This window comes from Vibrio albus (assembly GCF_003144035.1).
GTDB classification, from domain to species: Bacteria; Pseudomonadota; Gammaproteobacteria; order Enterobacterales; family Vibrionaceae; genus Vibrio; species Vibrio albus.
On the sequence record NZ_QFWT01000003.1, the window covers coordinates 206,993 to 232,955 of the forward strand.

At 47.5% G+C, this 25,963-nt stretch carries 23 protein-coding genes; 12 read left to right on the forward strand and 11 right to left on the reverse strand.

From position 1 onward, the window contains the following. Nucleotides 1-103 precede the first annotated feature (103 nt). Complete coding sequence (locus DI392_RS19745; protein WP_245883986.1) at nucleotides 104-415, reverse strand: hypothetical protein; 312 nt, start codon at nucleotides 413-415, stop codon at nucleotides 104-106. 373 nt (nucleotides 416-788) lie between these two features. Between DI392_RS19745 and DI392_RS07125 the strand changes: the two genes are divergently transcribed. Together DI392_RS07125 and DI392_RS07130 are read left to right on the forward strand one after the other, a co-directional pair. Then, the gene (locus DI392_RS07125; RefSeq protein WP_109319216.1) at nucleotides 789-3,287 is read left to right on the forward strand and encodes a bifunctional diguanylate cyclase/phosphodiesterase; all 2,499 of its coding nucleotides are present in this window, start codon (nucleotides 789-791) and stop codon (nucleotides 3,285-3,287) included. Next, nucleotides 3,284-3,724 (forward strand): GtrA family protein, encoded by a 441-nt coding sequence (locus tag DI392_RS07130; protein WP_245883988.1) that lies wholly within the window; start codon nucleotides 3,284-3,286, stop codon nucleotides 3,722-3,724. The genes DI392_RS07125 and DI392_RS07130 overlap by 4 nt, the downstream gene beginning before the upstream one ends. Here DI392_RS07130 and hypF read toward each other — a convergent pair. The 6 genes from hypF to hypA are packed head-to-tail and all read right to left on the reverse strand — an operon-like array spanning nucleotide 3,721 to nucleotide 9,658. After that, entirely contained in the window at nucleotides 3,721-6,045 is a 2,325-nt protein-coding gene (gene hypF, locus DI392_RS07135) for a carbamoyltransferase HypF (RefSeq protein WP_109319217.1), read from the reverse strand. The genes DI392_RS07130 and hypF overlap by 4 nt on opposite strands. Nucleotides 6,046-6,076: 31 nt before the next feature. Then, on the reverse strand, nucleotides 6,077-7,090 hold the full coding sequence (gene hypE, locus DI392_RS07140) for a hydrogenase expression/formation protein HypE (protein WP_109319218.1): 1,014 nt from the start codon (nucleotides 7,088-7,090) through the stop codon (nucleotides 6,077-6,079). An 18-nt stretch (nucleotides 7,091-7,108) separates the two neighbouring features. After that, nucleotides 7,109-8,263 (reverse strand): hydrogenase formation protein HypD, encoded by a 1,155-nt coding sequence (hypD, locus tag DI392_RS07145; protein ID WP_109319219.1) that lies wholly within the window; start codon nucleotides 8,261-8,263, stop codon nucleotides 7,109-7,111. A 1-nt stretch (nucleotide 8,264) separates the two neighbouring features. Next, nucleotides 8,265-8,522: a HypC/HybG/HupF family hydrogenase formation chaperone gene (locus DI392_RS07150; RefSeq protein WP_109319220.1), complete on the reverse strand. Its 258-nt coding sequence runs from the start codon at nucleotides 8,520-8,522 to the stop codon at nucleotides 8,265-8,267. 3 nt (nucleotides 8,523-8,525) lie between these two features. Beyond that, nucleotides 8,526-9,317, reverse strand: a complete 792-nt coding sequence (hypB, locus tag DI392_RS07155) for a hydrogenase nickel incorporation protein HypB (RefSeq protein WP_109319221.1) — start codon at nucleotides 9,315-9,317, stop codon at nucleotides 8,526-8,528. After that, a complete protein-coding gene (gene hypA / locus DI392_RS07160; RefSeq protein WP_109319222.1) occupies nucleotides 9,317-9,658 on the reverse strand; it encodes a hydrogenase maturation nickel metallochaperone HypA in 342 nt (113 codons plus the stop codon). Before hypA ends, hypB begins: the two co-directional genes overlap by 1 nt. A 225-nt stretch (nucleotides 9,659-9,883) precedes the next feature. Between hypA and DI392_RS07165 the strand changes: the two genes are divergently transcribed. From DI392_RS07165 to DI392_RS07190, 6 genes are read left to right on the forward strand one after another with little or no spacing between them, the layout of a single operon-like run. Then, nucleotides 9,884-11,041, forward strand: coding sequence for a 4Fe-4S dicluster domain-containing protein (locus tag DI392_RS07165; protein WP_109319223.1), 1,158 nt, complete (start codon nucleotides 9,884-9,886; stop codon nucleotides 11,039-11,041). Next, nucleotides 11,031-11,852, forward strand: coding sequence for an FAD/NAD(P)-binding protein (locus DI392_RS07170; protein WP_109319224.1), 822 nt, complete (start codon nucleotides 11,031-11,033; stop codon nucleotides 11,850-11,852). Before DI392_RS07165 ends, DI392_RS07170 begins: the two co-directional genes overlap by 11 nt. Then, nucleotides 11,852-12,658 (forward strand): NADH-quinone oxidoreductase subunit B family protein, encoded by an 807-nt coding sequence (locus tag DI392_RS07175; protein ID WP_109319225.1) that lies wholly within the window; start codon nucleotides 11,852-11,854, stop codon nucleotides 12,656-12,658. The genes DI392_RS07170 and DI392_RS07175 overlap by 1 nt, the downstream gene beginning before the upstream one ends. Then, on the forward strand, nucleotides 12,655-13,959 hold the full coding sequence (locus DI392_RS07180) for a Ni/Fe hydrogenase subunit alpha (RefSeq protein WP_109319226.1): 1,305 nt from the start codon (nucleotides 12,655-12,657) through the stop codon (nucleotides 13,957-13,959). The genes DI392_RS07175 and DI392_RS07180 overlap by 4 nt, the downstream gene beginning before the upstream one ends. Beyond that, a complete protein-coding gene (locus DI392_RS07185) occupies nucleotides 13,956-14,477 on the forward strand; it encodes a hydrogenase maturation protease (RefSeq protein WP_109319227.1) in 522 nt (173 codons plus the stop codon). Before DI392_RS07180 ends, DI392_RS07185 begins: the two co-directional genes overlap by 4 nt. A 39-nt stretch (nucleotides 14,478-14,516) precedes the next feature. After that, nucleotides 14,517-16,373, forward strand: a complete 1,857-nt coding sequence (locus tag DI392_RS07190) for a sensor domain-containing diguanylate cyclase (protein ID WP_109319228.1) — start codon at nucleotides 14,517-14,519, stop codon at nucleotides 16,371-16,373. 11 nt (nucleotides 16,374-16,384) lie between these two features. On the opposite strand, the gene DI392_RS07195 is transcribed toward DI392_RS07190, so the two are convergent. Further along, nucleotides 16,385-18,562 (reverse strand): YgiQ family radical SAM protein, encoded by a 2,178-nt coding sequence (locus DI392_RS07195; protein ID WP_109319229.1) that lies wholly within the window; start codon nucleotides 18,560-18,562, stop codon nucleotides 16,385-16,387. 148 nt (nucleotides 18,563-18,710) lie between these two features. On the opposite strand from DI392_RS07195, the gene DI392_RS07200 reads away from it, so the two are divergent. Beyond that, nucleotides 18,711-18,911: a DUF4250 domain-containing protein gene (locus tag DI392_RS07200; RefSeq protein WP_109319230.1), complete on the forward strand. Its 201-nt coding sequence runs from the start codon at nucleotides 18,711-18,713 to the stop codon at nucleotides 18,909-18,911. A gap of 39 nt (nucleotides 18,912-18,950) precedes the next feature. Here the strand turns inward: DI392_RS07200 and DI392_RS07205 are convergent, their stop codons facing one another. Next, entirely contained in the window at nucleotides 18,951-19,862 is a 912-nt protein-coding gene (locus DI392_RS07205) for a LysR substrate-binding domain-containing protein (protein WP_109319231.1), read from the reverse strand. A 252-nt stretch (nucleotides 19,863-20,114) separates the two neighbouring features. Between DI392_RS07205 and metE the strand changes: the two genes are divergently transcribed. After that, the gene (gene metE, locus DI392_RS07210; protein ID WP_109319232.1) at nucleotides 20,115-22,397 is read left to right on the forward strand and encodes a 5-methyltetrahydropteroyltriglutamate--homocysteine S-methyltransferase; all 2,283 of its coding nucleotides are present in this window, start codon (nucleotides 20,115-20,117) and stop codon (nucleotides 22,395-22,397) included. A 100-nt stretch (nucleotides 22,398-22,497) separates the two neighbouring features. Continuing rightward, the gene (locus tag DI392_RS07215; protein ID WP_109319233.1) at nucleotides 22,498-23,175 is read left to right on the forward strand and encodes a PilZ domain-containing protein; all 678 of its coding nucleotides are present in this window, start codon (nucleotides 22,498-22,500) and stop codon (nucleotides 23,173-23,175) included. A gap of 28 nt (nucleotides 23,176-23,203) precedes the next feature. On the opposite strand, the gene DI392_RS07220 is transcribed toward DI392_RS07215, so the two are convergent. Further along, complete coding sequence (locus DI392_RS07220; protein WP_181388377.1) at nucleotides 23,204-23,647, reverse strand: META domain-containing protein; 444 nt, start codon at nucleotides 23,645-23,647, stop codon at nucleotides 23,204-23,206. Nucleotides 23,648-23,692: 45 nt separating this feature from the next. Further along, complete coding sequence (locus DI392_RS07225; RefSeq protein WP_109319235.1) at nucleotides 23,693-24,895, reverse strand: MFS transporter; 1,203 nt, start codon at nucleotides 24,893-24,895, stop codon at nucleotides 23,693-23,695. A gap of 169 nt (nucleotides 24,896-25,064) precedes the next feature. Between DI392_RS07225 and DI392_RS07230 the strand changes: the two genes are divergently transcribed. Continuing rightward, complete coding sequence (locus tag DI392_RS07230) at nucleotides 25,065-25,943, forward strand: LysR family transcriptional regulator (protein ID WP_109319236.1); 879 nt, start codon at nucleotides 25,065-25,067, stop codon at nucleotides 25,941-25,943. The last annotated feature ends 20 nt before the right edge of the window (nucleotides 25,944-25,963 follow it).

The following is a 25,963-nucleotide window of genomic DNA, read 5'->3' on the forward strand; positions in this document are numbered from 1 at the left end:
GTTACCAGTGGTTTATCACCCTGATAGAAAACGTTACCTAATGCTGTCTTACCATTGGCAGTAGCCAGAATATCACTATATTGTTCTTTATCTTCTTTTGAAATCAGGGTACCTTCATCACTGTATACAATGCCATATGTGACTTGAATAATATCGTTAAATCCGGTTTTTCCAGAGTCTCTTTTATTTTAATAAAGTTAAAGTTACTTGATTCTGCTAATTTAATATCTCCTTCTAGTTTTGTAATAGGAATTTTGCTAACTAAATCAACTTTAGATTTTATGTTGTTTTTATATTCATTGTGTATATAGTTATTAATATAATGGTTTGAACTAAAAAACGAAGTAATTATAGTTATAGCTATAATAGCGATAACAAGAGAAATTAATTTGGCCTTAAAAGATAACTTTCTCATGATTTATTATCCTATACTTATATTATTGCTATATCCTAAAATATAAAACAAGGTTATATAAGTGATAAAAATCACATTAGATACTTATGGCTAAATTGTCCATATTTTCGGCGCTTGTGACCATGAAGGACGTCTCATTTTTTGGGTCTGGATGAATGCTTTCAGTTGGCCTTAAAGAAGGGGGGAACCAGACACCTATTTTGCGAGAGGTTTTATGTTACAGACAAAATTTAGAGGATTATTCTGTTTCAAATAGTGACAAAAGTATCACAATAAGCAATCGTTTTCGGTAACATAGGATAACAGCTATTCTTTGGTTCCGCACGGGATGTTCTATACTCAGGCAAGACCCGTGTGGTAAAGAGCGGTATAAATGGAAAAAGTTGACGATAAAAAACTCTTAAGAGTGATTCAGTTTGCCCCGATAATTATTATCTTTGTTGCAACTCTTGTTATTGTCGGTGTCATGATTCGGGAGAACCGAATTGCAGCACAGCAGAGTCTGGACTCACTAAAAAACGAATATATTGAACAGCAGAAAGAGCAGATTCAGAATCAGGTTGATCATATTGTTCAGAAGCTTGAATATGAGAAGGCTCGTACAGAAGTTGAGTTAAAAAGACAGATTAAAGCCCGGGTATATGAAGCGCACGCGGTAGCAGAAGGTATCTATCAGCATAATCCAAACTTGCCTAAAGATGAACTTACTAACTTAATTGCGTCTGCGCTAAGAAATGTCCGCTTTAATAATGGACACGGCTATTTCTTCATGTATCAGATGGATGGAAAGAGCATGTTATTGCCGCCTCTGTCCCATATGGAGAATTCCAATCGTTGGGATAATCAGGATAACCGTGGTGCTTACTTTGTCAGGGAACTGGCCTCTGTCGTCGCTGATAAGGGAGAAGGCTATCACCGCTGGTGGTTTTATAAACCCCAGGATATTAATACAGAATACGAGAAGATTGGTTTTGTAAAATATTTTGAACCACTGAATAGCTTTATCGGTACAGGTGAATATGTTGTTGATTTTGAAGAAGATAGCAAAGCAGAGATACTTCGCTGGCTTTCTGAAATCCGATATGGTGCATCCGGTTATGTGTTTGTGGTTGATAAAAATGGCGTCATTCTGGCGCATCAGGATAAATACGCTATCGGTGAAGACAGATACAATTTCAGGGATGTCAATGGTAACTACTTTATTCGGGATATTCTCAACGCGGCAAAAGAAGGCGGCAAAGGCGGTGGTTTTGTTCATTACTCGAGTGTCTTTCATCCGACGTCTGTAACCAGTACGGAAAAAATAAGTTATGTACGTTGGTTTGATGACTGGGATTGGGCTATCGGTACAGGTGTATACCTGTCAGAGACGGACTCGTTACTGAAACGAAAAGAAGCGTTACTGATGACACAGGATGAGAAAGAGTTGATGAATGTTCTCATTTTAAGTGCTTGTGTATTGATTGTGATTGGAGGAGGAGCTCTGGTTTTAAGCCGCTATGTGGCTGAGAAATTCAGGAACTTTCAGGAAAAAATCAACCGTAATTTTTATGAGTTACTTTCCACCAAGAATCAAATGCAGCATATGGCGTTGTATGATTCTCTAACCGATTTACCCAACCGGATTCAATTTAATCAGGTTGTCCGCAGGGCAATTAAAGATGCAGATGTCACTGGTTTGTCGGTGGCGGTTATTCTGGTAGATCTGGATAATTTTAAAAAAATCAATGATTTGTATGGACATTCGGCAGGTGATAAATTGCTGGGTGTGGTCAGTCGTAAGCTGGAAGTCCTTTTGGATAAAAGTGAAGCTATTTCCCGTTTCGGTGGTGATGAGTTTATCTTTTGCTTCCCTAACCTGATCCGTGACTCGGATGTGCAGGAAAAAATACACCGGATTCAGAAAGTATTCGATGAACCGATGATCATTGACGGAAGAAAAGTTAAAACGAGCTGCAGCATTGGTGTTGCCAGCTATCCTAGAGACGCAATGACGGCAGAAGAGCTAATCAGTAATACTGATATTGCGCTATATCGCGCTAAGAACAGACAAAAAGGGTCGGTCTTGTTTTTTGATTCGACCATTGCTCAACAGGTGGAGTATGAGTTTGTTCTGGAAGAACAGCTTCGTGGTGCATTGAGTCGAAATGAAATCAGTGTGTTGTATCAGCCACAGATGAATAGCCAGACGGCGAAAATTGTGAGTGTCGAAGCATTATGTCGCTGGAACAATAATTGCTTGGGAGCCATCTCCCCTGTGGAGTTTATTGCTGTTGCAGAAGAGCTGGATCTTATTCATGATATTGGCGTTTTTGTGTTCCGTCAGGCTTGTACTGATATTCTCAGTTTCTCACCAAACGGGCCTGACGCAGTAAAATTGTCGGTCAATATTTCTCCGGTTCAGCTTAAGCTTCCGCACTTCTCCGATGAGATTAGAGAAATAATCCGGGATGTCGGGATTGATATTTGTCGTATTACTCTGGAAATTACCGAAAACGTTTTGGTTGAAGACCTGGAGGCCGTCAGCCCGATCCTGCAGGAGCTAAAAGATTTTGGTTTTGGGATTTCTCTGGATGACTTTGGTACAGGTTTCTCCTCGCTGAGTTATCTGAATAACCTGCCTATCAACGAGATTAAGATAGATCGCAGCTTTATCGATAAGATATTGCTGAGCGAACAGAGCCGCTCATTAGTTAAAGCCATTATTGCTATCAGTGAATCTTGTGACATGCATGTTGTCGCTGAAGGTGTAGAAACGGAGAAACAGTTTAACTGGCTGGTTGAGCACCACTGCGATTATGTGCAGGGTTATTATTTTGATAAGCCTCTGTCTGTTCATGTTCTTAAGGAGCGTTACGGAGAGCCTGCGTGATCCGGACCGGAAAGGTAGCCATCAAAAACAGGTTGCCAAGCCGGTTGCTGAGGTCGACGTTCTTTCGTTTCGCGTTTGTCGGAGGCGTCGGCTTTCTGGTGGATTCTGCGGTATTCGGACTGGCCTGGTACCTTTTCTCTGTGCCGGTACACGCGGCCCGGGTAATTTCGTTTGTCTGTGCGGCGACGGCGACCTGGTGGGGAAACCGTATCTTTACCTTCGATGCCCGGGAGAGGAATATTTTCCGTCAGTGGGCCAGTTTTTTTTCAAGTGCCTGCGTTTCTGCCATTCCGAATTTCTTGGTATTCAGTGTGGTCATCTACCTGTTTGGCAGGCAGGACATCATGCCTTTTGTCGCTCTGGTATGCGGGACACTCACCGGAATGGTTTCCAACTACTTACTCTGCAAAAAATGGGTGTTTGTCAGAAAACATTAAGCATCCTGACTTCGCTGACTGGCCTGACATGCGGCTACGGCAAGTTGGCCTAAAGCCAGTCCTCCGTCGCCACAGGAATACTTGTGATGCTGAAGTATCCGGGTATCAGGCAGTTTTGCTTTTACCAGTGAGGTCAGTAAGGTGTTATGAAAGACACCGCCGGTCAGCACCAGATGATTGAGCCGATGTACACCCTGTGCTTTCGTCACAATGTCGGCGAGAGCCTGGGCGAATGCATCATGGAACAGCCTGGCCTTTTCGGCCGGAGAGCCGTCGTGTTTCAGCCACTGTTGCCAGAACCCTGGCAAATCCAGCGTCAGACCATTGCTAGGGATATGAAGCTCTGGGGATGGTTTGGCCTCTTCACATTGCAGTGCCAGTGCTTCCAGCAGACAGGCCGCCTGTCCTTCGTATTCCATGCGTTCTTCTCCGGCAGTAATACCCAGAGAATACGCCACAGCATCGAAGAGCCGCCCTGCAGAGCGCACCGAGTGGCAGTTAACCTGCCTTGCGAATGCCATATCCAACTGATGAATCGGTTTTCCCGGCAGTAATGTTTCAAGCTCTGCGTCGGAGATGTCAGGCGCAAATGTTCTGATGTGGGAGTAAAAAGAGCGCCATGGTTCTTTTGCCACGCTGTCACCACCAAGCATGGTAACAGCAGGGAGGCCGCCTATCTGCCGGAAGGTATGATAATCCGCAATCAACAGTTCCCCTCCCCAGAAGGTATTGTCATTGCCCAGCCCCAGTCCATCAAGAGCCAACGCCAGTACTTTACCTTGTTTGGGTGCCCAGCCGTGTTCAATCAGACAGCTCGCGACATGGGCGTGATGATGCTGAACCCGGGTAAGCTGATAGCCGGAAGGTTTATCACAATGTTGACTGGCAAACTGGTAGCTGAAGTACCCGGAATGAAGGTCAGTCACATGGTGATGTACATTGATATGGTACAGAGATAAATAATGCTTAATCGTTTGAAGGTGCTGTTTCTGAACCCTGACATTGGCCAGATCCCCCAGATACTGGCTGACAATAATTTTATGACCTTTACCAACTGCAAAGGCATTTTTGAGATCGCCGCCATAAGCGAGAAAGCCATCGACGTCCGGAAAACCGTCCGGTAGTGCTAACGCATCCGGTACCAGCCCTCTGGAACGACGTAGTACCTCTGTTTTACCATAATTGACCCGAAGCAGAGAATCGTCACACCGCTGTACGATGTCGCGGTTATGCATCACAAACCAGTCGGCCATAGTATTGAGTGAAGTCAGAGCCGCAGTGTTATCAATGGCTGGTGGATAGCCGCTGGCGTTGGCTGACGTCATAACTAATGGATAATCACAGGCTGTTATAAGCAGGTGCTGTAACGGGTTAGAAGGGAGCATAATGCCGATTTCGGTCAGTCCGGGTGCGATATTGTCTGCCAGACAAGCAGCGTCTTTTTTTTTCAACAGAACGATCGGAGCAATCCGGCTGGCCAGCATGTCTCTTTCGGCTTGGGAGATTCGTGCGTATTCTTCTGCTGTGGCGCTATCCGCGACCATCACTGCAAAGGGTTTATGCTGACGCTGCTTGCGGTTTCTGAGAGTTTGTACGGCTTCAGCATTGCTGGCATTACAGGCGAGATGAAATCCACCAATGGATTTAATGGCCAGGATTTCACCCCGTTGAAGTGCTGAGGCGGCGAGCTCTAACCAGTGACCGCTTTGAACAGTGCCTTTGTTGTCCGTTATCCACACTCTGGGGCCACAGGTGTCGCAGGCGACTGGCTGGGCATGATACCGGCGATCAGCCGGGTTCTTGTACTCTTCTGTACAGTCTGGACAGAGCGGGAAATCTCGCATAACGGTGTTCGGGCGGTCATAAGGCAATGCCTGAATAATAGTGAAGCGTGGCCCACAGTGGGTACAGTTTATAAAAGGGTACTGATAACGGCGATTGCGTGGCTGGGTTAGCTCCTGAAGACAGTCGGAGCAGGTAGCGGCATCCGGAACAATCTCGGTATCGACATTGTTTGAAACCGATGGAGAAATTTCAAAATGTTCAGGCGGGCGTTGCCAGTGGAAATCAGAGACAGACAAGGAGTCGATGCGGGCCAGGGGGGGAAGTTGTTGACAGAGTCGGGTCTGAAACTGGTGCTGTAGTGCCTGAGTATCATAAGGCTCGCGGTCATCAAGTGGCGATGCCAGCCGGATCAGTACGCCTTCTCCATCGTTCAGCACCTCACCCGTCAAATTAAGCTGGTGAGCAAGTTGCCAAACAAAAGGGCGGAAGCCCACACCCTGAACTTTACCTTTTACTCTGATTTCGATCCCTTTCATCGGTCATGCTCCGGCTACTGCTTTGCGGTTATCAGCATATCCTCGGCATCGGTTCTGCCGAAGGAAGGTCGAGCCACCGGTAGCCGCCAAAGGCATGCCGGACGGTAACCTGATGACTGCTGTCCACTTCGCCAATGATAGCCGCCGACTCTCCGCCCGGAGTTTGCTGCAGAGCGAGTAATGCCGTATCTGCGTCCCGTTTGTCGACAATAGCGATGAGTTTGCCTTCATTGGCGAAATTAATTACGTCCAGCCCGAGGAGTTCACATAAACCACGAACTTCAGGTAATACCGGCAGTGCTGTTTCATCAATACAAAAGCCACAGCCAGAAGGAGCGATAAATTCATGCAGAACCGCATTTACGCCACCGCGTGTGGCATCACGTAATGTTCGGATCCCTTTTATCGGCAGAAGGGCCTCGGCAAGGGGATACAGGTGCTGGCAATCGCTTGTGAGCTGTGTGTCGAGCCCCAGTTCTTCGCGAAGATTCAGAATGGTCGCACCATGGTCGCCCAGAGTTCCGGATATCAGGATGCAGTCACCTGGCTGGATTTTGTCTGCCCCCCACTCAATGCCAGCGGGAATCACCCCCAGGCCACTGGTATTAATAAAGATTTTATCGGCGGCCCCGCGGGGAACGACCTTGGTATCCCCCGTGACCACTTGAATACCTAACTGACCAGCTGCTTTGGCCATTGACCGGACAATGGATTCCAGTGTCTCAATTGGCAGCCCTTCCTCTAGGATAAAACCGGCAGAGAGGTAGACGGGTTTTGCTCCGCACATGGCGATGTCATTCGCGGTGCCGCAGATGGCAAGTTTGCCAATATCACCACCGGGAAACACAATGGGGTCGATAATAAATGAGTCGGTGGAAAAAGCCAGTTGTTCACCCTGAACGGCTAAGGGTGTGAGTGGCAGACGGGCCTGATCTTCCTGCTGCCGGAGTGTCGCATTATCAAAGAACTGAGCAAAGAGTTCGTGGATGAGTTGCTGCATGGCTTTACCACCGCTACCGTGTGCAAGAGTGATTCGATCAGACATAACGGCTCCTTTACTGTGTTATCCGTTGATGTGTTTATATGCTGTGGCTGAAAATATTGGTTTTGGCTGAGAATATTGGTAGTAAGCGGCACATGCGCCTTCAGATGACACCATTAATGCACCGACCGGGTTGTCCGGGGAGCAATGATTGCGGAAAAGCGGGCAATCTGTGGGTTTACAGCGGCCGGTCAGTACATCACCGCAGCGTCCCTGTTCCGTTGATGCTGTGGCAGTGGTTACCACACGGGTATCCGACTTTACTTCCGCATCAAAATGTCGGTATCTGTCCGTCAGTTGGATACCAGAATCCTGAATCATTCCCAGTCCGCGCCATTCGCTCTCTGTTTTAGATGTAAAAACACGGGTTATCGCCTGCATTGCATTATGGCTGCCATCAGGAGTTACCGCGCGGGTGTATTGGTTCTCGATGTCACATCGCTTGTCTCTGAACTGTCGAATCAGCATCAGCAGCGCATGGAGCATATCCAGAGGTTCAAAGCCGGATACTACGCCGGGTTTGTGGTAAACCTCAGCCAGCGGGCGATAAAGTTTGGTTCCGGTCACGACGGAAAGGTGTCCCGGTAGCAGAAAACCATCTATCCGGACATCATCCTGCTCAAGCAGGGCCGTTAGGGTAGGCATGATGGTAATGTGCTGACAGAATATCTTAAAATTTCGGATACTCTGTTTCTCAGCCTGCAGTACGGTCATTGCCGTTGCCGGCATCGTGGTTTCAAAGCCCAGAGCAAAAAAGACGACTTGTTTATCCGGCTCAGTTTTCGCCAGCGTCAGCGCATCCATTGGGGAGTAGACGATCCGGATATCCGCGCCCCGGGCCCGGGCATCCAGCAGAGAGCCATCCGTACCGGGTACTCTCATGGCATCACCAAAGGTGCAGAATATGGTATCGGGTCTTTGCGCCAGAGCGATACACTGATCCAGACGGGAGGTGGGCAGGACGCATACGGGGCAGCCGGGGCCATGCACAAACTCAACGCTGTCCGGCAGAAGTTGCAGAATGCCGTATTTGAACAGCGTATGAGTATGCCCGCCACAGACTTCCATCACCTGCAGTGGTGTGTCTGATGCGGGCATGGCGGATAGCTCCCGGGTTATGCCGGTAACAAGGGCTTTAGCAACGGAAGGATCACGGAATTCATCTATGTATTGCATTTTAGACTTTCGCTCCTTGTTGCTCCAGGTCTTGCATTGCTTCCAGAGTATCGAGTGTCGCCCGTGCCTGCTCTTCGTCGATAACACAGAGTGCAAAGCCAACGTGTATCAGTACCCAGCGGTTGAGCAGGGCTTCCGGCCGGGTTTCAGTCACGCAGGCCAGATTGATTTCACGTCTGACGCCACCGATATCCACGGTGCCCATCAGACCGTCTGCGTCAGTAATTTCGATGACCTTGCCGGGAATCCCAAGGCACATTATTTATAACCCCTTTAACCAATCCAGCCACATCTGCATACCCTCACCGGTTTTGGCTGATAGTGTGATGATCCGGCTATTTGGATTGATACGCCGGACATTATCTATGCAGGCGTTCAGATCAAAATCCAGGTAAGGCAGCAGATCCGATTTATTGATCAGGACCAGATCCGCCTTTAAGAAAATATCTGGGTACTTCAGTGGTTTATCTTCTCCTTCAGTAACGGAAAGAATGGCGACCTTATGACTTTCTCCCAGATCAAAGGCGGCCGGACAGATAAGGTTACCGACGTTCTCAATAAAGAGGGTTGTATCATTATCCGGAGCCAGTTCCTCTATGGCATTGGCAATCATCCGGGCATCGAGGTGGCAGCCCTTGCCAGTATTGATCTGTACCGCCTTTGTTCCTGTCTCACGGATACGATCGGCATCATTATTCGTCTGTTGATCGCCCTCAATAACCAGGCAATGTTCAGGGCCGAGTCGCTTCAGTGTCTCGGTCAGCAGGCTGGTTTTTCCTGAGCCGGGACTTGATATGAGGTTCAGGGTTGTGATGTGACGCTGAGTAAGAAACGCCCTGTTTTCCTGGGCAATGGCATCATTTTTACCCAACAAATCCTGCTCGATTTGTATCATCCGGTCCTGCGGTGTTTCCGGAGCATGTGAATGCTCAGCATGGTGGTGGTGTTCCCCATGTGAGTGTGTATGTTCTTTTCCCGGTATTTTTTTGCTTTCGGGTACGTCCTGGCTTCCAGGTAAAGTAGCGCTGTTTCCACAGCCACAGGTTGTACACATTAGCTGACCTCCAGTTGGGTTATCCGTATTTCGTCACCGCCCTGATACTGAAGCCGGAATCCCTGACAGATAGGGCATGGTGACAGCCGGTGAGTCAAGGTAACGGTTTGCGAACACTGTAAGCAGCGAGCTTTTACAGGCAGTGAAGTCATGATCAGTTCCGATGAATCCGCGATGGTGCCACGGCATACAACTTCGAAACAGAACTGCATCGCATCCGCCTCGACCCCGGCAAACGCTCCTACCTCCAGGAAGACGGTTTTGACCCGGCTGAACTGCTCAGTCTCAGCGCTTTCCTCAATGATCCGGAGCAGGTTTTCACATAGCGACATTTCGTGCATAGCATCACTGTTCTGTGTTCAATCTTTACGTTCATCTCATCGCAGAGAATCTCGTCTCTTATTGTAAAGATAGCCGATGTTAATAATTTCTGTGTCCTATACTGATGTTATCCCGGAATAAATCAGTGGTTACTCCGGAATAAAACGATTCAAGAGAATGTATATAACCGTTTATCTCTATAACCATTTCTCTCTATAACAAAAGCGGAGGCTCTGTGATTCAACATGAGCTCGAAATTTCAGAAAACACAATTAGCCAGAGATCGATTTCACACTCTGTTTGATGTTTTACACCGGCAGAACTACAAAGTAATCGGGCCCGTGGTCCGGGATGGCGCTGTCGTGTTCGAGCGCGTGACCTCTCCTGATCAGCTTGCCAAAGGTGTGATTGATGAGCAGCAGCCCGGTTCTTATAAACTGAAGTACGATAAGCAGAGTGAAGACTCACGTTATTTTCTCTGGAATAACGGTCCTCAGGCACTGAAACCTTTGCTGTTTAAGCCTAGGCAGGAGTTATGGATGTGTCGCGCCGATGATACGCAGCTAACATTTCATCCGAGTTCAACTGAAGCGGATTCAATTGCTGTGATTGGTGTCCGGGCCTGTGATCTGGCGGCTCTGGCACTGCAGGATCAACACTTCCTGCATGGGAACTACGGTGATGGTTATTATCAGGCGCAAAGGGAGAAAATGCTGCTGATTGCGGTGAACTGCAGCCGCAGCGGTGAACAGTGTTTTTGTGTGTCTACCGGCGACGGGCCGGGCGCTTCATTTTATTACGACCTGCTTCTGGATGAACTGGATGACGGTTTCCTGCTTGAATGTGGCAGTGATAAAGGGGCGAAAGTGCTGGATCAGTTGTCTCTGCCGCCAGCGACGGAGGAGCAGGAACAACGAGCGAACAGACAGGTTGAAGCGGCGGCTAAAGCACAGAGTAAGCAACTGCCGGGGAGCTTACAGCTGGCCGATCTGGCTAAACTGCTGAGAGCGGATGACTGGAAAGCGATAGCGGAACGTTGCCTGTCCTGCGGGAATTGTACGCTGGTCTGCCCGACGTGTTTTTGCAGCAAACAGGAAGCAGAAAATGACTTGTCGCTTGACCACTCAACCCAGGTTAGGTTGTGGGACTCATGCTTTAGTGAAGAGCACGGTCACATTTTTGGTAAAAACTATCGCCCGGAAATTGCTTCACGTTATCGGCAGTGGATGTTGCATAAACTGGTTTTCTGGCGTCAACAATATGGCCGAATTGGCTGTGTTGGTTGCGGCAGGTGTATTTCGTGGTGTCCGGCTGCGATTGACTTAGTGGAAGAAGCTCAACGTTTACTGGCTCTGCTTCCGGAAGAAGAACAAACCAGACATGGAGGGGGAAATGGACAATAAAATGACTCCCGTTGCCGCAACGCTGATTGATAAGACAGAAGAGGTCTTAGATATAGTGACGCTGTCACTTAAAATGACGGATGAGCGGCCATTCGAGTTTCAGTTTGGCCAGTTTAATATGCTGTCTCTGTTTGGTGTAGGAGAAGTCGCGATTTCGATTATGGGCTGGAAAGACGATTTATTACTGCATACGGTGCGTTCCGTTGGCCGGGTGACTCATGTTCTGACGGCCATGGAGCCTGGTCAGCAAATTGGTATCCGTGGGCCGTTTGGTCAGGGGTGGCCGTTAGAGAGTGCTGTGGGAAAAGATCTGGTCTTTATTACCGCCGGGCTTGGCTGTGCTCCTGTTGTCGCAGCGATCAACTACGCGGTTCAGAACCGGCAGAATTTTAGGCGCATTGTGATTCTGCAGGGAGTGAAACATCATCAGGATCTGCTGTGGTTACCTCAATATGAAATATGGCGTGATCAGCATAACTGTCAGGTGTTGCTGGCCGCGAGCGAAGAACACAACAGTAAAAAACACTGGAAACTGGGGATGGTGACAGAGCTGCTGAATAACGCCAGTTTTTCTGCCGACAATTGCATTGTCATGATGTGCGGGCCGGAAATTATGATGAAGGCGGCAATTAAACAATTGAAAGAACTTGGTGTCGCTGAAGATGCGTATTACCTCAGTATGGAGCGTAATTTTCAGTGCGGTCAGGGGTTCTGCGGGCACTGTCAGATTGGTCCTTATTTTGTGTGTAAAGATGGCCCGGTTTTCCATTATCCACAGATAAAACCCTGGTTTGGGCTGGGAGGTTTCTGATGGAAAAACTGAAAGTCGCCATCCATAAACTGACCTCATGTTCCGGCTGTCAGCTCGCTTTTCTGAATCAGGGAAGCGGATTACTCACGCTGATTCAGTATGTGGATATCTGCCATTTTATTGAAGGTGGCATTGATAATCCGGACATGCCGGTCGATATCGCGTTTGTTGAGGGCAGCATTTCTACGCCTCATGATTTGGAAAGACTAAAAAAAGTCAGAGAAAATAGCAAGTTACTTGTGACTATCGGTGCGTGTGCCACATCGGGAGGGGTGCAGGCGCTGAGGAACCTGACCGGGTTATACCGTTCGGCGGCCGACATGAAAGCGGCGGTGTATGCCAGCCCGGATTTTATTGCCACACTGGACAACTGTGAGCCTGTCAGCAGCGCCGTGAAAGTGGACTACGAATTATGGGGCTGCCCCGTATCAACGCAGCAGATGGGCCGTTTCCTTTCCCAGCTTTTGCTGGGAGCCGAACCTATGCTGGAAAAAGAAAAGTTGTGCATGCAGTGCAAACGTCAGCAGACCGTCTGTGTGATGGTCACCAAACAGGCTCCTTGTCTGGGGTCGGTTACCCGTACGGGATGTGGTGCCATGTGTCCTTCTTATGGCAAGGCCTGTTACAGCTGTTACGGGCCGTCTGAACAGCCGAACTGCCGCAGCCTGTCAAACCGGCTGCAGGGGCTGGGAATGGTTGACCATGATATTGCACACCGCTTTGCTCAGTTCCACAGCAATGCGCCGGTATTCCGCAAAGAAATTGACCACTGGGAAAGCAATACCGCAGAAGGAGAGAATAAATGAGCACGCGGAAAATAGAGATCAAAGTGCCTTTTATTACGCGGGTTGAAGGCGAAGCATCACTGGAGCTGAATGCGAAAGGCGATAAACTGGACAAACTCCATATGCGGATATTTGAGCCGCCGCGTCTGTTTGAGCAGTTCCTGGTCGGAAAAAACTACAGCGATGTGCCGGAGCTGGCGGCGCGGATTTGTGGTATTTGTCCTATGGCCTACCAGTTAACCTCTATTCTGGCTCTGGAAAAGCTATTTCAACTGGAAGTACCTGAGCCGGTCACTCAGTTACGACGGGTGATGAATCTGGCGGAGTGGATCCAAAGCCATGCACTGCACATTCACTTTCTGGCGCTGCCCGATTTTCTGGGTTTTTCCAACGGACTGGAGATGGCCAAAGTGCATCCGGATATTTTTAACCGGGGCATCAGGATTCAGGCATTCGGTAATCAGGTTATGAGCCTGCTGGGAGGGCGCAGTGTTCATCCTATTGGACTGAAAGTAGGCGGATTTGAGGGCTTGCCTAAACTGGATGAACTCTTGTCTTTGCAGGGGGAAGCGGAAGAAATGCGTCATCTGGCTGAATCGCTGGTGCTGTTTTGTGCGTCTCTGGAAAGGCCGGATTATTCTCACAGCTTTGACTATGTCAGCCTGAAGTCCGATGAGCATTACCCGATTAATCACGGCTGGATTGCCAGTGCATCAGATATCAATATCGAACCGGAAGAATACGAAGACTATTTTCGTGAACATCAGGAGCCGCATTCAACGGCGCTGTATTCTCTGCTGCATAACAGTGATTACCTGGTCGGGCCGTTAGCCCGGTTTAATCATAATTTTGCAATGCTGGACAGTGAAACCCGGCAACTGGCACTTCAGGTGGGACAGAGTGGTGAGAGTCAGAACATGTTTGACAGTATTCTGATCCGGGCGCTGGAGATCCATTACGCCTGCCAGGAGATTCAGCGTATCCTGTCCGGATTTATTCTTCCGGATGCTCCGTTTGTACCCGTTACCGTCAGGCCGGGTATCGCCTGCCATGCAACGGAAGCGCCCCGGGGCTTAATTTATCATCGCTACGAGATTGATGAATCCGGACGGGTAAAAAACTGTACGATTATTCCACCCACGAGTCAGAATCAGGCCCGGATAGAATGTGATTTACGTGATTCTGTTGAGCGGTTCGGTCTTGAGAACAGCGATGAAGATTTGAAGCTGTTTTGCGAGCAGCTGATCCGCAATTATGACCCCTGTATTTCCTGTTCCACTCATTTCCTTAAGTTGAAAGTTACCAGGGAAAATAACCGATGAGTCAAATTATGATCAATATTATCTGCTTTGGTAATCCTTTGTGTGCTGACGATGGCGCAGGGCATGCTGTTTTTCAGCAACTGCAATCAGAATTAGAGGTTATGCCAGAACTCAACCCCCATATTCAGCTTTTTTATGGCGGAAACTCTGGTCAGAGAGCACTGCCTTTTTTTATGAACTGTTCCAATGTGATTGTTGTCGACGCGTTGCTGGATCGGACCGCTCACTCTCCGGGGCGAATTTACCGTCTGGGAGAAGGTGATCTGAATCTTATTGATGAAGAAGAAGAGAGCAGTGGGTTTAGCAGTCATATACTGGCATTGCCACAAAGTTGGCGGTTACTGAAAGAGCTGAAAAATACCTTACCGGAATTGACGGTGTTCGCGATAGAAATTTCCGATACGACTCTGTATAAGGAGGGTTTAAGTCAGGCAGTAGCATCCGCCACCTGGAAAGTGACGAAGAAAATAATGCAGCAGTGCCAGGAACTTATGTTGTCAGAAGAGCGCTTATGTTAAATTAAATGTTGGCGTCTTGTTTTTTTTGGGTAAAACAATATGGTTCATAATAAGAATATTTATTATCGGTTTATCGTTTCTCTGTTATTTTTTAGTGTCTGCATTACTTTGTTGTCTGTTTATCTGGTGGACCATCACAGTAAAAGGGCAATGGCCACTTCTATGGCTGAAAACACGGCCTTTCAGCAGAGAAGTGCGATATATGCGACCCAGGCATTTGCGGTCTCTTCTGCCCGCGCGGTGAATACGCTGTGGGAAAGTGAGGAGTTACGCCGCTATATAAGAACAGGGTCGGCGTCGTCACTGGCTGAAACCGAAAACCTGATGCGCAACCTGTTAAAAATGAGCTTCAGCTATTACCGTATTGAGCTGATTGATGACCGTGATCAGCCCCTGTCCTCATTTTATCGGGTGGCCGGTGATAATATTGTCAGAAACTTAAGTACACATCAGCGCACATACTCTTTTTCCGCTGCCATGCCTACCAATAACTATGGGGTGTGGTTTTCTGACTTAACTCTGAGTAATGACTCTGTCGTTTCAGAATCATTTTATATGGTGAGTGTGAGCAAACCGGTATACAGAGAAGATGAGCTGTTCGGGCATGTCGTGCTGTATCTGAATATGGATTTTCTGGTTAATGTACTGACGAACAACGGTAATCTTGATACCTATCTGGTGAATGATTCAGGAACGATTCTCGCTTCTTCTAAGGCTTTTGGCCTTAAAAACTCACCTCATCAGCCAGGATCTTTCCGGGATGTCTATGGCATTGAGAATATTCAATCAACAGAGTCTCTTACTGAGCAAGGCTTCTCTGCTCTTAACCTGATTAACTTACCCATGTCCGACGGAATTACATTGATCAGTCATGCTGCAACGGACTTTCTTGAACAGCGGGAGGAAGAGGAAACCAGTCTGCTGATTAATATCTCCCTGACTGTGATGATATTTTCGGTTGTGTCGGGGATCTTGATCGCGATTAATCCATCACGTCTGGTGAAGAAGTTAGAGAATGTAACTAAAGAGCGTACCAGATACATGAAAATGTTGGATCAATATGTTCCGTTAGTGGAAACGGACACAAACGGCTCGATTACCCGCCTGAGTCAGGCTTTCCTGAATATTAGTGGTTACCGGGAGGAGGACCTGGTGGGGGAGCCGGTGTCGGTTTTGAGTTTTGATAAGGGCAATGATAAGTTAGAAGAAGTATTTGATACGCTTTCCAGCGGCCTGCCTTGGCAGGGGGAGTTTCATAACCGGACCCGCCGGGGAGAAGAGTTCTGGCTGTTCAGTACCGTCGTTCCCCTGTATGAGAACGAAAAAGATCTGGTCGGCTATATGTCGATTTCTGTAGATAAAACCGAGAAAAAGCACCTGGAAGTGATTGCGGAAATGGACTCCCTGACGGAGATATATAACCGGCGAAAAATTGACAACTGTCTTCAGCAGGAATACGAACGTAGTAAACGGTATGGGTCTCTGTTCTCGGTGCTGATGATCGATGTTGACTATTTTAAGAATGTTAATGATAAGTATGGTCACTTCGTCGGTGATAAGGTGTTGCACCGGTTGGCGATACTGTTAAACGAGAATACCAGAACGGTAGATGAGGTTGGTCGCTGGGGCGGTGAAGAGTTTCTGGTGGTCTGCCCGGAAACCGAGCTGAAAGATGCGGTGACAGTGGCGGAAAACTTAAGGAAAGTGGTGGAACTGCATGAGTTCCCGGAAGTTGGTCACATAACCATCAGTATCGGCATTGAAGTATTCAAACCGGAACAGGGCCTGAAACAGACCCTGGAGCAGGCAGATTATTATCTGTATCAGGCGAAGAAGCAGGGGCGTAACCGGGTGGTGAGTCGTTTGCCCCAGGCAAAAACATTACAGGAAGCATAGCGCCTTCCGTGCTACGCGCGGGAGCGCTGTTTTTTCGGCTTGTTTTTCTTCTGCCCTGATTGCTTATGCTCAGGCCTTCTCTGATCCGGCTGTCTGGGGTGCTTGGTCGCAAAGCGTTTGGCCCCGTGACGGCCAGATTGTCTTCTCTGTGCCGGGGTCTTCACATCTTTATCTTCCTCAGGAACCAGACAACCTGCTCGGTCGCCTATCAACTGTTTTTTACCCATTTCGGTCAGAGCCTTACGAATTAAAGGCCAGTTTTCAGGATCGTGATAGCGGAGCAGGGCTTTATGCAGGCGACGTTGGCGCTCTCCTTTTGCACTGGGGACTTCTTCACGCTTTTTATATTTCACCCGCTTTAATGGGTTGGTTTCCGAATAATACGCAGCAGTCGCGTAGCTCATCGGAGTCGGGTAGAAGTTCTGCACCTGATCACACTCATAGTTGTTGGCTTTCAGCCACAGTGCCAGATTCACCATGTCTTCATCTTTGGTACCTGGATGAGCAGAAATAAAGTAAGGGATTAGGTACTGTTTTTTACCTGCTTCTTTACTGTATTGCTCAAACATCTCTTTGAAGCGATACCAGGTGTCCATGCCCGGTTTCATCATGATGTCCAGTGGGCCTTTTTCTGTGTGTTCCGGCGCGACTTTCAGATATCCGCCAACATGGTGAGTCACCAGCTCTTTGATGTATTCTGGCGACTCAATCGCGAGGTCATAACGTACACCGGAAGCGATAAAGATTTTTTTTATGCCGTCGACTTTCCGGGCGTCCCGGTAAAGATCGATCAGGTGCTGATGGTTGGTATTCAGCTTGGCACAGATCCCTGGAAACACACACGAAGGTCGGCGACAGTTTGCTTCCGCCTTAGGGTCCGAGCAACCCAGACGATACATATTCGCTGTCGGACCTCCAAGGTCAGAGATGGTGCCGGTAAAGCCGGGTACTTTTTGTTTAATATCAGCCAGCTCATTCAGGATCGATTCTTTGGAGCGATTCTGAATAATGCGACCCTCATGTTCGGTAATTGAGCAAAATGAACAGCCACCAAAACAACCGCGCATGATATTGATCGAGGTTTTAATCATTTCATAGGCCGGGATTTTAGCCTTACCGTACATAGGGTGTGGCACACGGGCATAGGGCAGATCAAACACAAAGTCCATTTCTTCAGTGCTCAGCGGAATAGCCGTCCGGTTAATCCAGAGTTCACGGTTGCCATGGCGTTGTACCAGCGCCCGGCCCGAATATGGGTTGGTCTCCAGGTGCATGACACGGCTGGCATGGGCGTAAAGAATGCGGTCATTCTGCAATTTTTCATACGATGGCAGACGCACAACGGTATGGGCGGCATCTCTTGGTGCCGGACGAACCGTAATCGGAGTCACTGTGTTATCGGCTTTTTCTTCTTTCTGCTCACACTGTTGTTCTGTAGCGTACGGGTTTACGGGTACGTAAGCTTTTCCCGGCTTTTCGATACGTGAAGAGTCCACCACAGCATAATGATCCGGAACGGCCGGCAGGTTTACCGCCGTTCCCCGGATATCGATCAGGTCTTTTACGGATTCGCCATTGGCCAGACGATGAGCGACATCAACCAGAGCGCGTTCCGCGTTACCGTATAAAAGAATGTCGGCTTTGGCATCAAGCAGTACGGAACGACGGATTTTATCTGACCAGTAATCGTAATGGGCGAGGCGACGAAGGCTGGCTTCAATGCCACCCAGGACGATAGGGGTCTCTTTATAGGCTTCTCGGCAGCGTTGAGAATATACTAAAACGGCACGATCCGGACGCTTACCACCTTCATTGTTAGGGGTATAAGCATCATCGTGGCGCAGCCTTCTCTCCGCAGTATAGCGGTTGATCATGGAATCCATGTTTCCTGCCGTAATGCCAAAAAACAGGTTTGGCTGTCCTAACTGCATAAAGGCATTTTTGTTGCTCCAGTCTGGTTGAGCAATAATGCCGACCCGAAACCCCTGAGCCTCCAACAGTCGGCCAATGATAGCCATACCAAAGCTGGGATGATCCACATACGCATCACCGGTGACAATAATAATGTCACAGCTATCCCATCCCAATGCATCCATTTCTTTTCTGCTGGTGGGCAGAAAAGGAGCAGTACCGAAGCACTCAGCCCAGAAGCGGGGATATTCATTAATAGGAGTGATATTGCTGTGCATATTTTGACCTCTTTTTTGTGAGCGAGGCATTATAGCTACATCTAGTGTGAGCATCTACCGATATTGGTAAAATCTCCCACCGGACAGCTTTAATTCTGCGGGATACGGGTTAATACTTATTTATGTATCCAATCAGAGGAGTATTGCCATGGACCTGAGTAATGTACAAGCTATTGATAGTTCAATCTTGCTGGGGATTGTGAATGAAAAGCTGCGCCTGGAATGTGAAAGCTTTGAAGAGTTTGTGTCTAAATATGAAGTCGATGTTGAAAACCTGGTCGGTAAACTGGATGTGCTCGGCTATCAGTATGATCCGCTCACAAACCAGTTTAAATCCTACGAAAGGTGAATCTGCACTACAGTAGACAGGTGTTACTTTAAATAGATACTACGGAAGTTTTATTCCTTCCAGGTGGTTTTCTGACTGCTGGCGTGCAGTGTTGAAAAAGGCCTGTAAATAATGCTTATTCGACTCAGCACTTCTTACGGCTGCGAAGAGGCGACGTTGCAGGCCATCGCCCAGCGGCAGGCTGGTGACCAGCCCCTGCCGTGAAAACTCACTGATGGCCCAGTTTGGCAGAGAAGCCACCCCTAATCCAGCCGACACCATTTGCACCAGCATTAGGGTGTTATCGGCTTGTTTCCATTTTTCCGGCTCGACGCCAGCAGGCTGCATAAAGTGTTTGACCACATCTAACCTTTGTTTAGGAACCGGATAAGAAAGCATTGTCTGTCCCCTCAGGTCTTCTGGCTCGACCCGCCCTTTATCAGCAAGAGGGTGGTTCAAAGCAGTGATAAGGCGCATTTCAAAATCAAACAGTGGTTCATAATGAACATCTGAACGTGGCAAAATATCCGAGGTAATCACCAGATCCAGCTCCCCGGACAGCAGGGCCGGAATAGGGTCAAAACCAAAGCCGGATGAGAAGTCCAGACCGACATTTGGCCAGGAAATTTGATACTCCTTCAACGCTGGCATCAGCCACTGAAAACAAGAGTGACAGTCGATGGCCATATGTAATCTGCCGTTACTGTCTTCTTTTAGCCCGGCGAGTTGCTGCTCTGCCGCAGTCAGTTTTGGCAGCAATTCGTCTGCCAGTTTCAGCAGTATTTCGCCTTCAGCAGTAAACTTAACCGGCCGGGTTTTGCGCAAAAAAAGCTGTCCGCCAATACGGGATTCGAGATCTTTAATCTGGTGAGACAGCGCAGATTGCGTCAGGTGTAATGAGGTGGCTGTTGCCGTCAGTGAGCCGGTTTCTCTCAGCGAAGCTAATGTTTTTAAATGCTTAATTTCAATCATTACAGTTCCTCATTATTTTTTTATTGTCATTAACTTTTTTCATGTAGCTACTAAGTTACCCCTTCTGAATTGAGATGTAAACGTCTAGACGGCCAATTGTTTAAAAAATAATGCGAATGCCTCTGATTCACTATTAATGGTGAGACTATGAAAGTTTCTAATAAACATGTTGAATAATGTGCAATTGCTAATCTTACGGCAGAAAGCGATAGTTTGGCCATCCAGACATCTTAATCTAGTAAGGACATTAGCATGACAACAACGACTCACATTCTTGGCTACCCACGTATTGGTGAACAGAGGGAGCTTAAATTTGCACAGGAAAAATACTGGCGTAGAGAGATTTCTCAAAATGAGCTAAAACAGGTTGGTTCTGAACTGAGGCAGCGTCACTGGAATAGCCAGAAGGAGAATGCGTTAAGTTTCGTTTCTGCCGGCGATTTCGCCTGGTATGACCATGTACTGACGACCTCTTTACTGCTTGGTCACGTACCAGAACGTCACCGCAACGGTTCTCCAAATCTGGATACGTTGTTCCGTATTGGTCGCGGGCAGTCTCATTCTGATTGTGGGTGCGGTGCCGCTGCATCCGATATGACGAAATGGTTTAACACTAACTATCATTACATTGTGCCGGAGTTTAGCAGTGATGACCGGTTTGAAGTGAGCTGGCCTCAATTATTTGAAGAAGTCAGTGAAGCCATTGAAGCCGGGCATCATGTAAAACCGGTACTGCTTGGCCCGGTCAGTTACCTGTATCTGGGTAAAGAGGTAGAAGAAGGTTTTGACCGTATTCAGTTACTGCCTCGTTTGTTGTCTGCTTATCAGGCGATTCTTTCTAAACTGTCTGCATTAGGAGTAGAGTGGGTACAGATTGATGAACCTGTGCTGGCTCTGGACCTTGAAGATAAGTGGCGGGATTCTTTTAAACAGGCTTATCAGGTTATTCAGAGTAACGTAAAACTGTTACTGACCACCTATTTTGATTCGGTAACCGATAATCTGGATAAGATCACCGAACTTGCGGTGAATGGTCTGCATATTGACCTGTCCGCGGCTCCGGAACAATTAAGCTCTGTCGTCGATGCGCTGCCGGAAAATTGGGTACTTTCTGCTGGTGTCGTCAATGGCCGCAATGTGTGGCGTGCGGATCTGGAACGTGTGCTGGAGAAGCTTACTCCGGTTAAAGCGCAGTTGGGAGACAAGCTCTGGATTGGTAGTTCCTGTTCTCTGTTGCACAGCCCGATCGACCTGGAACTGGAAATCAAACTGAATGAAGAAACCCGCAGCTGGTTTGCATTTGCGAAACAGAAGCTGGGTGAGGTTAGTCTGCTGGGTAAAGCGCTGGATGGCGATACTGATGCTGTGGCAGCATGTCGGGAATACAGTCAGCCGATTCGTCAGCGTGAAACGGCGCAGCATGTTAATAAGCCGGACGTTCAGCAAAGGGTGAACGCTATCTCTGCGGAAACGAGTCAACGCGCAGCTGCTTATGAGGAGCGGGCACATCATCAGGATGAGGTGCTGGGATTACCATTTTTGCCGACGACGACGATAGGCTCATTCCCGCAAACCGGTGAAATTCGGGCACAGCGTAGTGCTTATCGCGCAGGCCGACTTTCTCAGGCTGACTATGAAACGGCTATTAAAGGGCATATTGCGGATGCAGTGAAGCGCCAGGAAGCTCTGGATCTGGACGTATTGGTGCATGGTGAAGCCGAGCGGAACGATATGGTGGAATATTTTGCGGAGAATCTGGAAGGGTTTGCCACTACGCAGTTTGGCTGGGTACAGAGTTATGGTTCCCGTTGTGTGAAACCTGCGGTCGTGGTCGCGGATATTGAACGACCAAATCCGATGACTGTAGACTGGTCCACTTATGCACAGTCTCTGACATCAAAACAGATGAAAGGTATGCTGACTGGTCCCGTGACGATTCTGTGCTGGACATTCCCGCGTGAAGATATCTCACGTAAGGAAATTACTCAGCAACTGGCCTTTGCACTGCGCGATGAAGTTGATGATCTGCAAAATGCCGGGATTAACATTATTCAGATCGATGAGCCCGCTATTCGGGAAGGTCTGCCACTGAAGAAACGGGATCATCAGGAATATCTGAACTGGGCTGTGGAAGCCTTTAAGATTTCTGCGGCGAGCGCAAGGCCAGAAACTCAGATTCACACTCATATGTGCTATAGCGAGTTTAATGAAATTATTGAGTCAGTGGCAGCACTGGACGCCGATGTTATTACGATCGAAACTTCTCGTTCGAATATGGAACTGCTGAAGGCATTCGAAGAATTTAATTACCCAAATGAAATTGGTCCGGGTGTCTATGATATTCACTCACCGAATATTCCTGATGAAGAGTGGATCATTCAGTTACTGGAAAAAGCGGCGCAGAAAATCCCGGCACAACGACTGTGGGTAAACCCGGATTGTGGCCTGAAAACCCGTAACTGGGAAGAGACAGAAGCCTCTCTGAAAAATATGGTGTCGGCAGCTAAAACACTGCGTCAACAGTGGGTTAACTAAAAACAGCCAGTGTTTTTATGGTTAACGTATGGCATACTACTGCAACAAAATAATAAACAGCGTGAATGGAAAGCGCGATCATTCATCTTTGTAGCAGTGTATGCCTTATTTTATTCCTAACAGCTCAGAGCTAGAAAAATATTTAACTATCGGTTCCCGGTTTTCTGCGGTATTTATTTTTGAAAATGGGGAAGAGTATTCTGGTCAGTGCTCGTTTACCGGTATGAAAAAAGACCAGTATCTGATTTTTGAAATAACCGCCAGAACACTGGAAAGTTTAATTACTTATAAAGCGGATATTTCCAGCTCCTCTTCCGGTATCCAGGTCATTATTCGGGGATTTGCTGATACCGAGTCCGGGCATATTATTGCATTCAGAACTCAGTTACTTGGTATTCGGTCGGCATTTTCATGGCTTATGTTTGTGGAATTCCCGGAACGGGTCGAAGCGAAAGTGGTCAGAAAAGATAAGCGGTTAAAAATCAACCTTCAGACAGAAGCCGCATTTGGAAAAACAGCGGCGATTGTTGTGGTCCGGGATATTTCGGTGTCCGGCTGCTGCCTTTATGTTGAACAGGATATTGAATTACATCAGGGAGATGAGGTAAAGGTTAAGCTCCAGTTTGACAATTTATCAGAGCCTCTCCAGCTTTGTACCATCGCTAACTGGCGTAAGAATGGTGCCGGATACAGCGTTGGAATGACCTTCAATCGACCAATAGCGTTGTCGGATCAGCTCAGGCTGGAGCTATTACAGTATTCCCCTCTGAATTTGTAGGCCATGAATATAAGCATGGCCATAACCGCTATTTATAATCGTTTAATTTAAAGATCAGTTGATGGGTACCATTATGGAGCTTCAGATAATCTTCATAAAGAATAATGGTACTGTACTGAGTCAGGGTATCGGAAAGAATATTTTCGATACCCATCACTTGTCCGAAACACATTTTTTGTGATATGGCCATTTTTTCAATTTTAAATTGGTTTTCACGCAATATACTTTGTCCGAAAAAATGGTTACATCCGGCAAACCCAGTGGCACGCATATTTTCACCAATTTCCAGGTTTGGTTTTTCTTTTATTTGTAAATCAGTCAGCTTGTGATTATCTACTTGAATCAGCGTCCAGTTATGGTGTTGCAGAGCGGCTTCACTTATCGTGGTAGTGTTGTTACTGGCAGTGGTACTGCTGTAGGTACAGGCACCCAGAATAACCGGCATTAACAGCATCATAAGCTTTTTGTTCATGGCAAACTCCATTCGTAAACTGACCTACTTAGTATAAAACAAGCCTTAAGCAGTTTGGTGAGAAGTTTTCCGGTTTTTCAGATAAAGAAGCTGACAAATAACCACCAGAGCCATGCAGATCATCAGCGTAAACTGAGTGGTTTCCAGTATGCCGTGCCATCCTTTAGTCTGGTAGGACGGCTCCAGTAAGAAGACGCCTGTACTGGCCCCTGTGTAGTAAAACAAGCTGTATAACGCCTGCGCGCTACCCTTAGCTTTTTTTACACTACGGCCAACCAATGCACTTGCTTGCGCATGGCAAAAGAAGAAACCCATCGCCATCAGGACCATACCCAGAATAAGTAAAGGCAGTTGGGTTTGCCCCAAAATAAGGTTAGCGACCAGCATAATACACACGCCAACCGCCATTCCTGTGATCAGACTATGCTTGCGCGCGTATTTTCCGGCAAAAGAAGAACTGGTGGTACCACCAAGCAATGTAAGGAACATCAGGCTGCGAATATCACTGGGTAAATGATAGGGAGCGGCTTCCAGGACCAGCATCAGATAGTTGGACAGGTTGACAAAACAACCAAAACCCAGGCCGATGATAAGATAGATGATAACGAGCTGAGGTCGTTTCAGATGTAACGTATAGTCATGAAGGCTGGTTTTCAGGTGAAATTCTGATGGTGTAAAGTGCCGTTGTTTTGGCAGAGAAAAATGCACAACCACAAATAGCGCGGCACTGATAGTGCCAATGATATAACCGGATGCCTGCCAGCTCCCAAGATATTCTGCACCTACCCCCGCGAGCAGGCGAGAGGCGATACCGCCAATCGTATTCGACGCAATATAAAATCCAACAGCTGCGGGAAGCCAGCTTTTTCTCAGCTCATCGCCCAGCAAAGGGACAGCAACGGCTGGACAGACGGCAAGAAAGGCACCCTGAATAAACCTGAGGATTAGGAAGACATTGTAGTTTTCGACCAAAGGAAGAAGAAAAGAGATGCAGAGTCCGACAGCCGTACCTACCAGCAGGATATGACAGCGACCTATAGCGTCAGACCAGCTTGCAAAGAACAGTAACCCCAATCCCATGCCAAAGAGAGAGGCTGACATTGACAGGCTTGCCGCCATAGAGGATATCTGAAAATCCTGCTGCAGTTGTGGCAGCAGTGGTTGCAACCAGTAAATATTAGAAAATGTAACTATAGAACATAAGCATATAGATAAGGTTAATTTGCGGTAATGGGTTAAATTTTTCACTTCAGTTACAACTCGGAATCAGGATTTTGGGACAAGGAACACGAGTAGAATAACGATAGGTGCATAATAAATAAAATATTCTGTTTTTATGCTTTCCATAGTTTTTATTTATATATAGGATGACATGAAAGTCCCCCCTTTCTGATACGGACGCTTTGTAGAGGTCATTATGGAATTTCGACAGTTAAAACACTTTGTTGCGGTTGCTGAAACCGGCACTATTTCAGCAGCGTCCCGTCGGCTGAACCTGGCACAGCCTGCGATCAGCAGTAGTATCAAAAAACTGGAAATGGAATTGAATATGCCCCTGTTGCACCGTAGGGAAAGAGGGGTCAGCCTGACCGATGCCGGCATTCAGTTTCTGCAGCATGCCCGGCAGATTTTACAGCAGGCCAGTGATGCCAGATTATCCATGCTGGCACTGGAAGGACTGGAGCGTGGAGAAGTGAAGATCGGTGTGCCGAGTATGATTGGTTCATACTTTTTACCTCCTCTGCTGATGGCCTTTAAACATCAGTACGCCAACCTGAGTCTGAATATTATTGATGACGGCACAAGAAATATCCGTCAGATGCTTCTTGATGGAGAGCTGGAACTGGGTGTCATAGCCGATACCTATCTGAGGCCGGAACTGGATAGTGCTCCGTTGATACAAGAAGAAATGGTCGTTTGTATGGCTCCTGACCATCCATTGGCAGAGAAAGAGTTGATAGAGTATGAAGATTTTTTGTCTCATGACTTGGTTCTGTTTCAAAAGAGTTATTATCACCATTCGCTGATAGAGAAAATCAGCCGGGAGATGCAGATAATACCGAAAGTGGCTTTTTCCAGTAATCTTTTACCATTGATAAAATCTGTTATCCGGCAGGGGTATGCCATATCACCCATGTGGAAAGTTGCAATACAAGATGATGACCAGATTATTTCCCGGCCCTTTAAGCAACCTTTCTATATTGATTTGAGCCTGGCGTGGAGACGCGACAGCTACCTCTCCAGAGCCAATCAGGTATTCCGTGATTTTGTTCTGGAGAATGTAGCTGCCGGGTGATGGGTATTATAAAGTCTTAT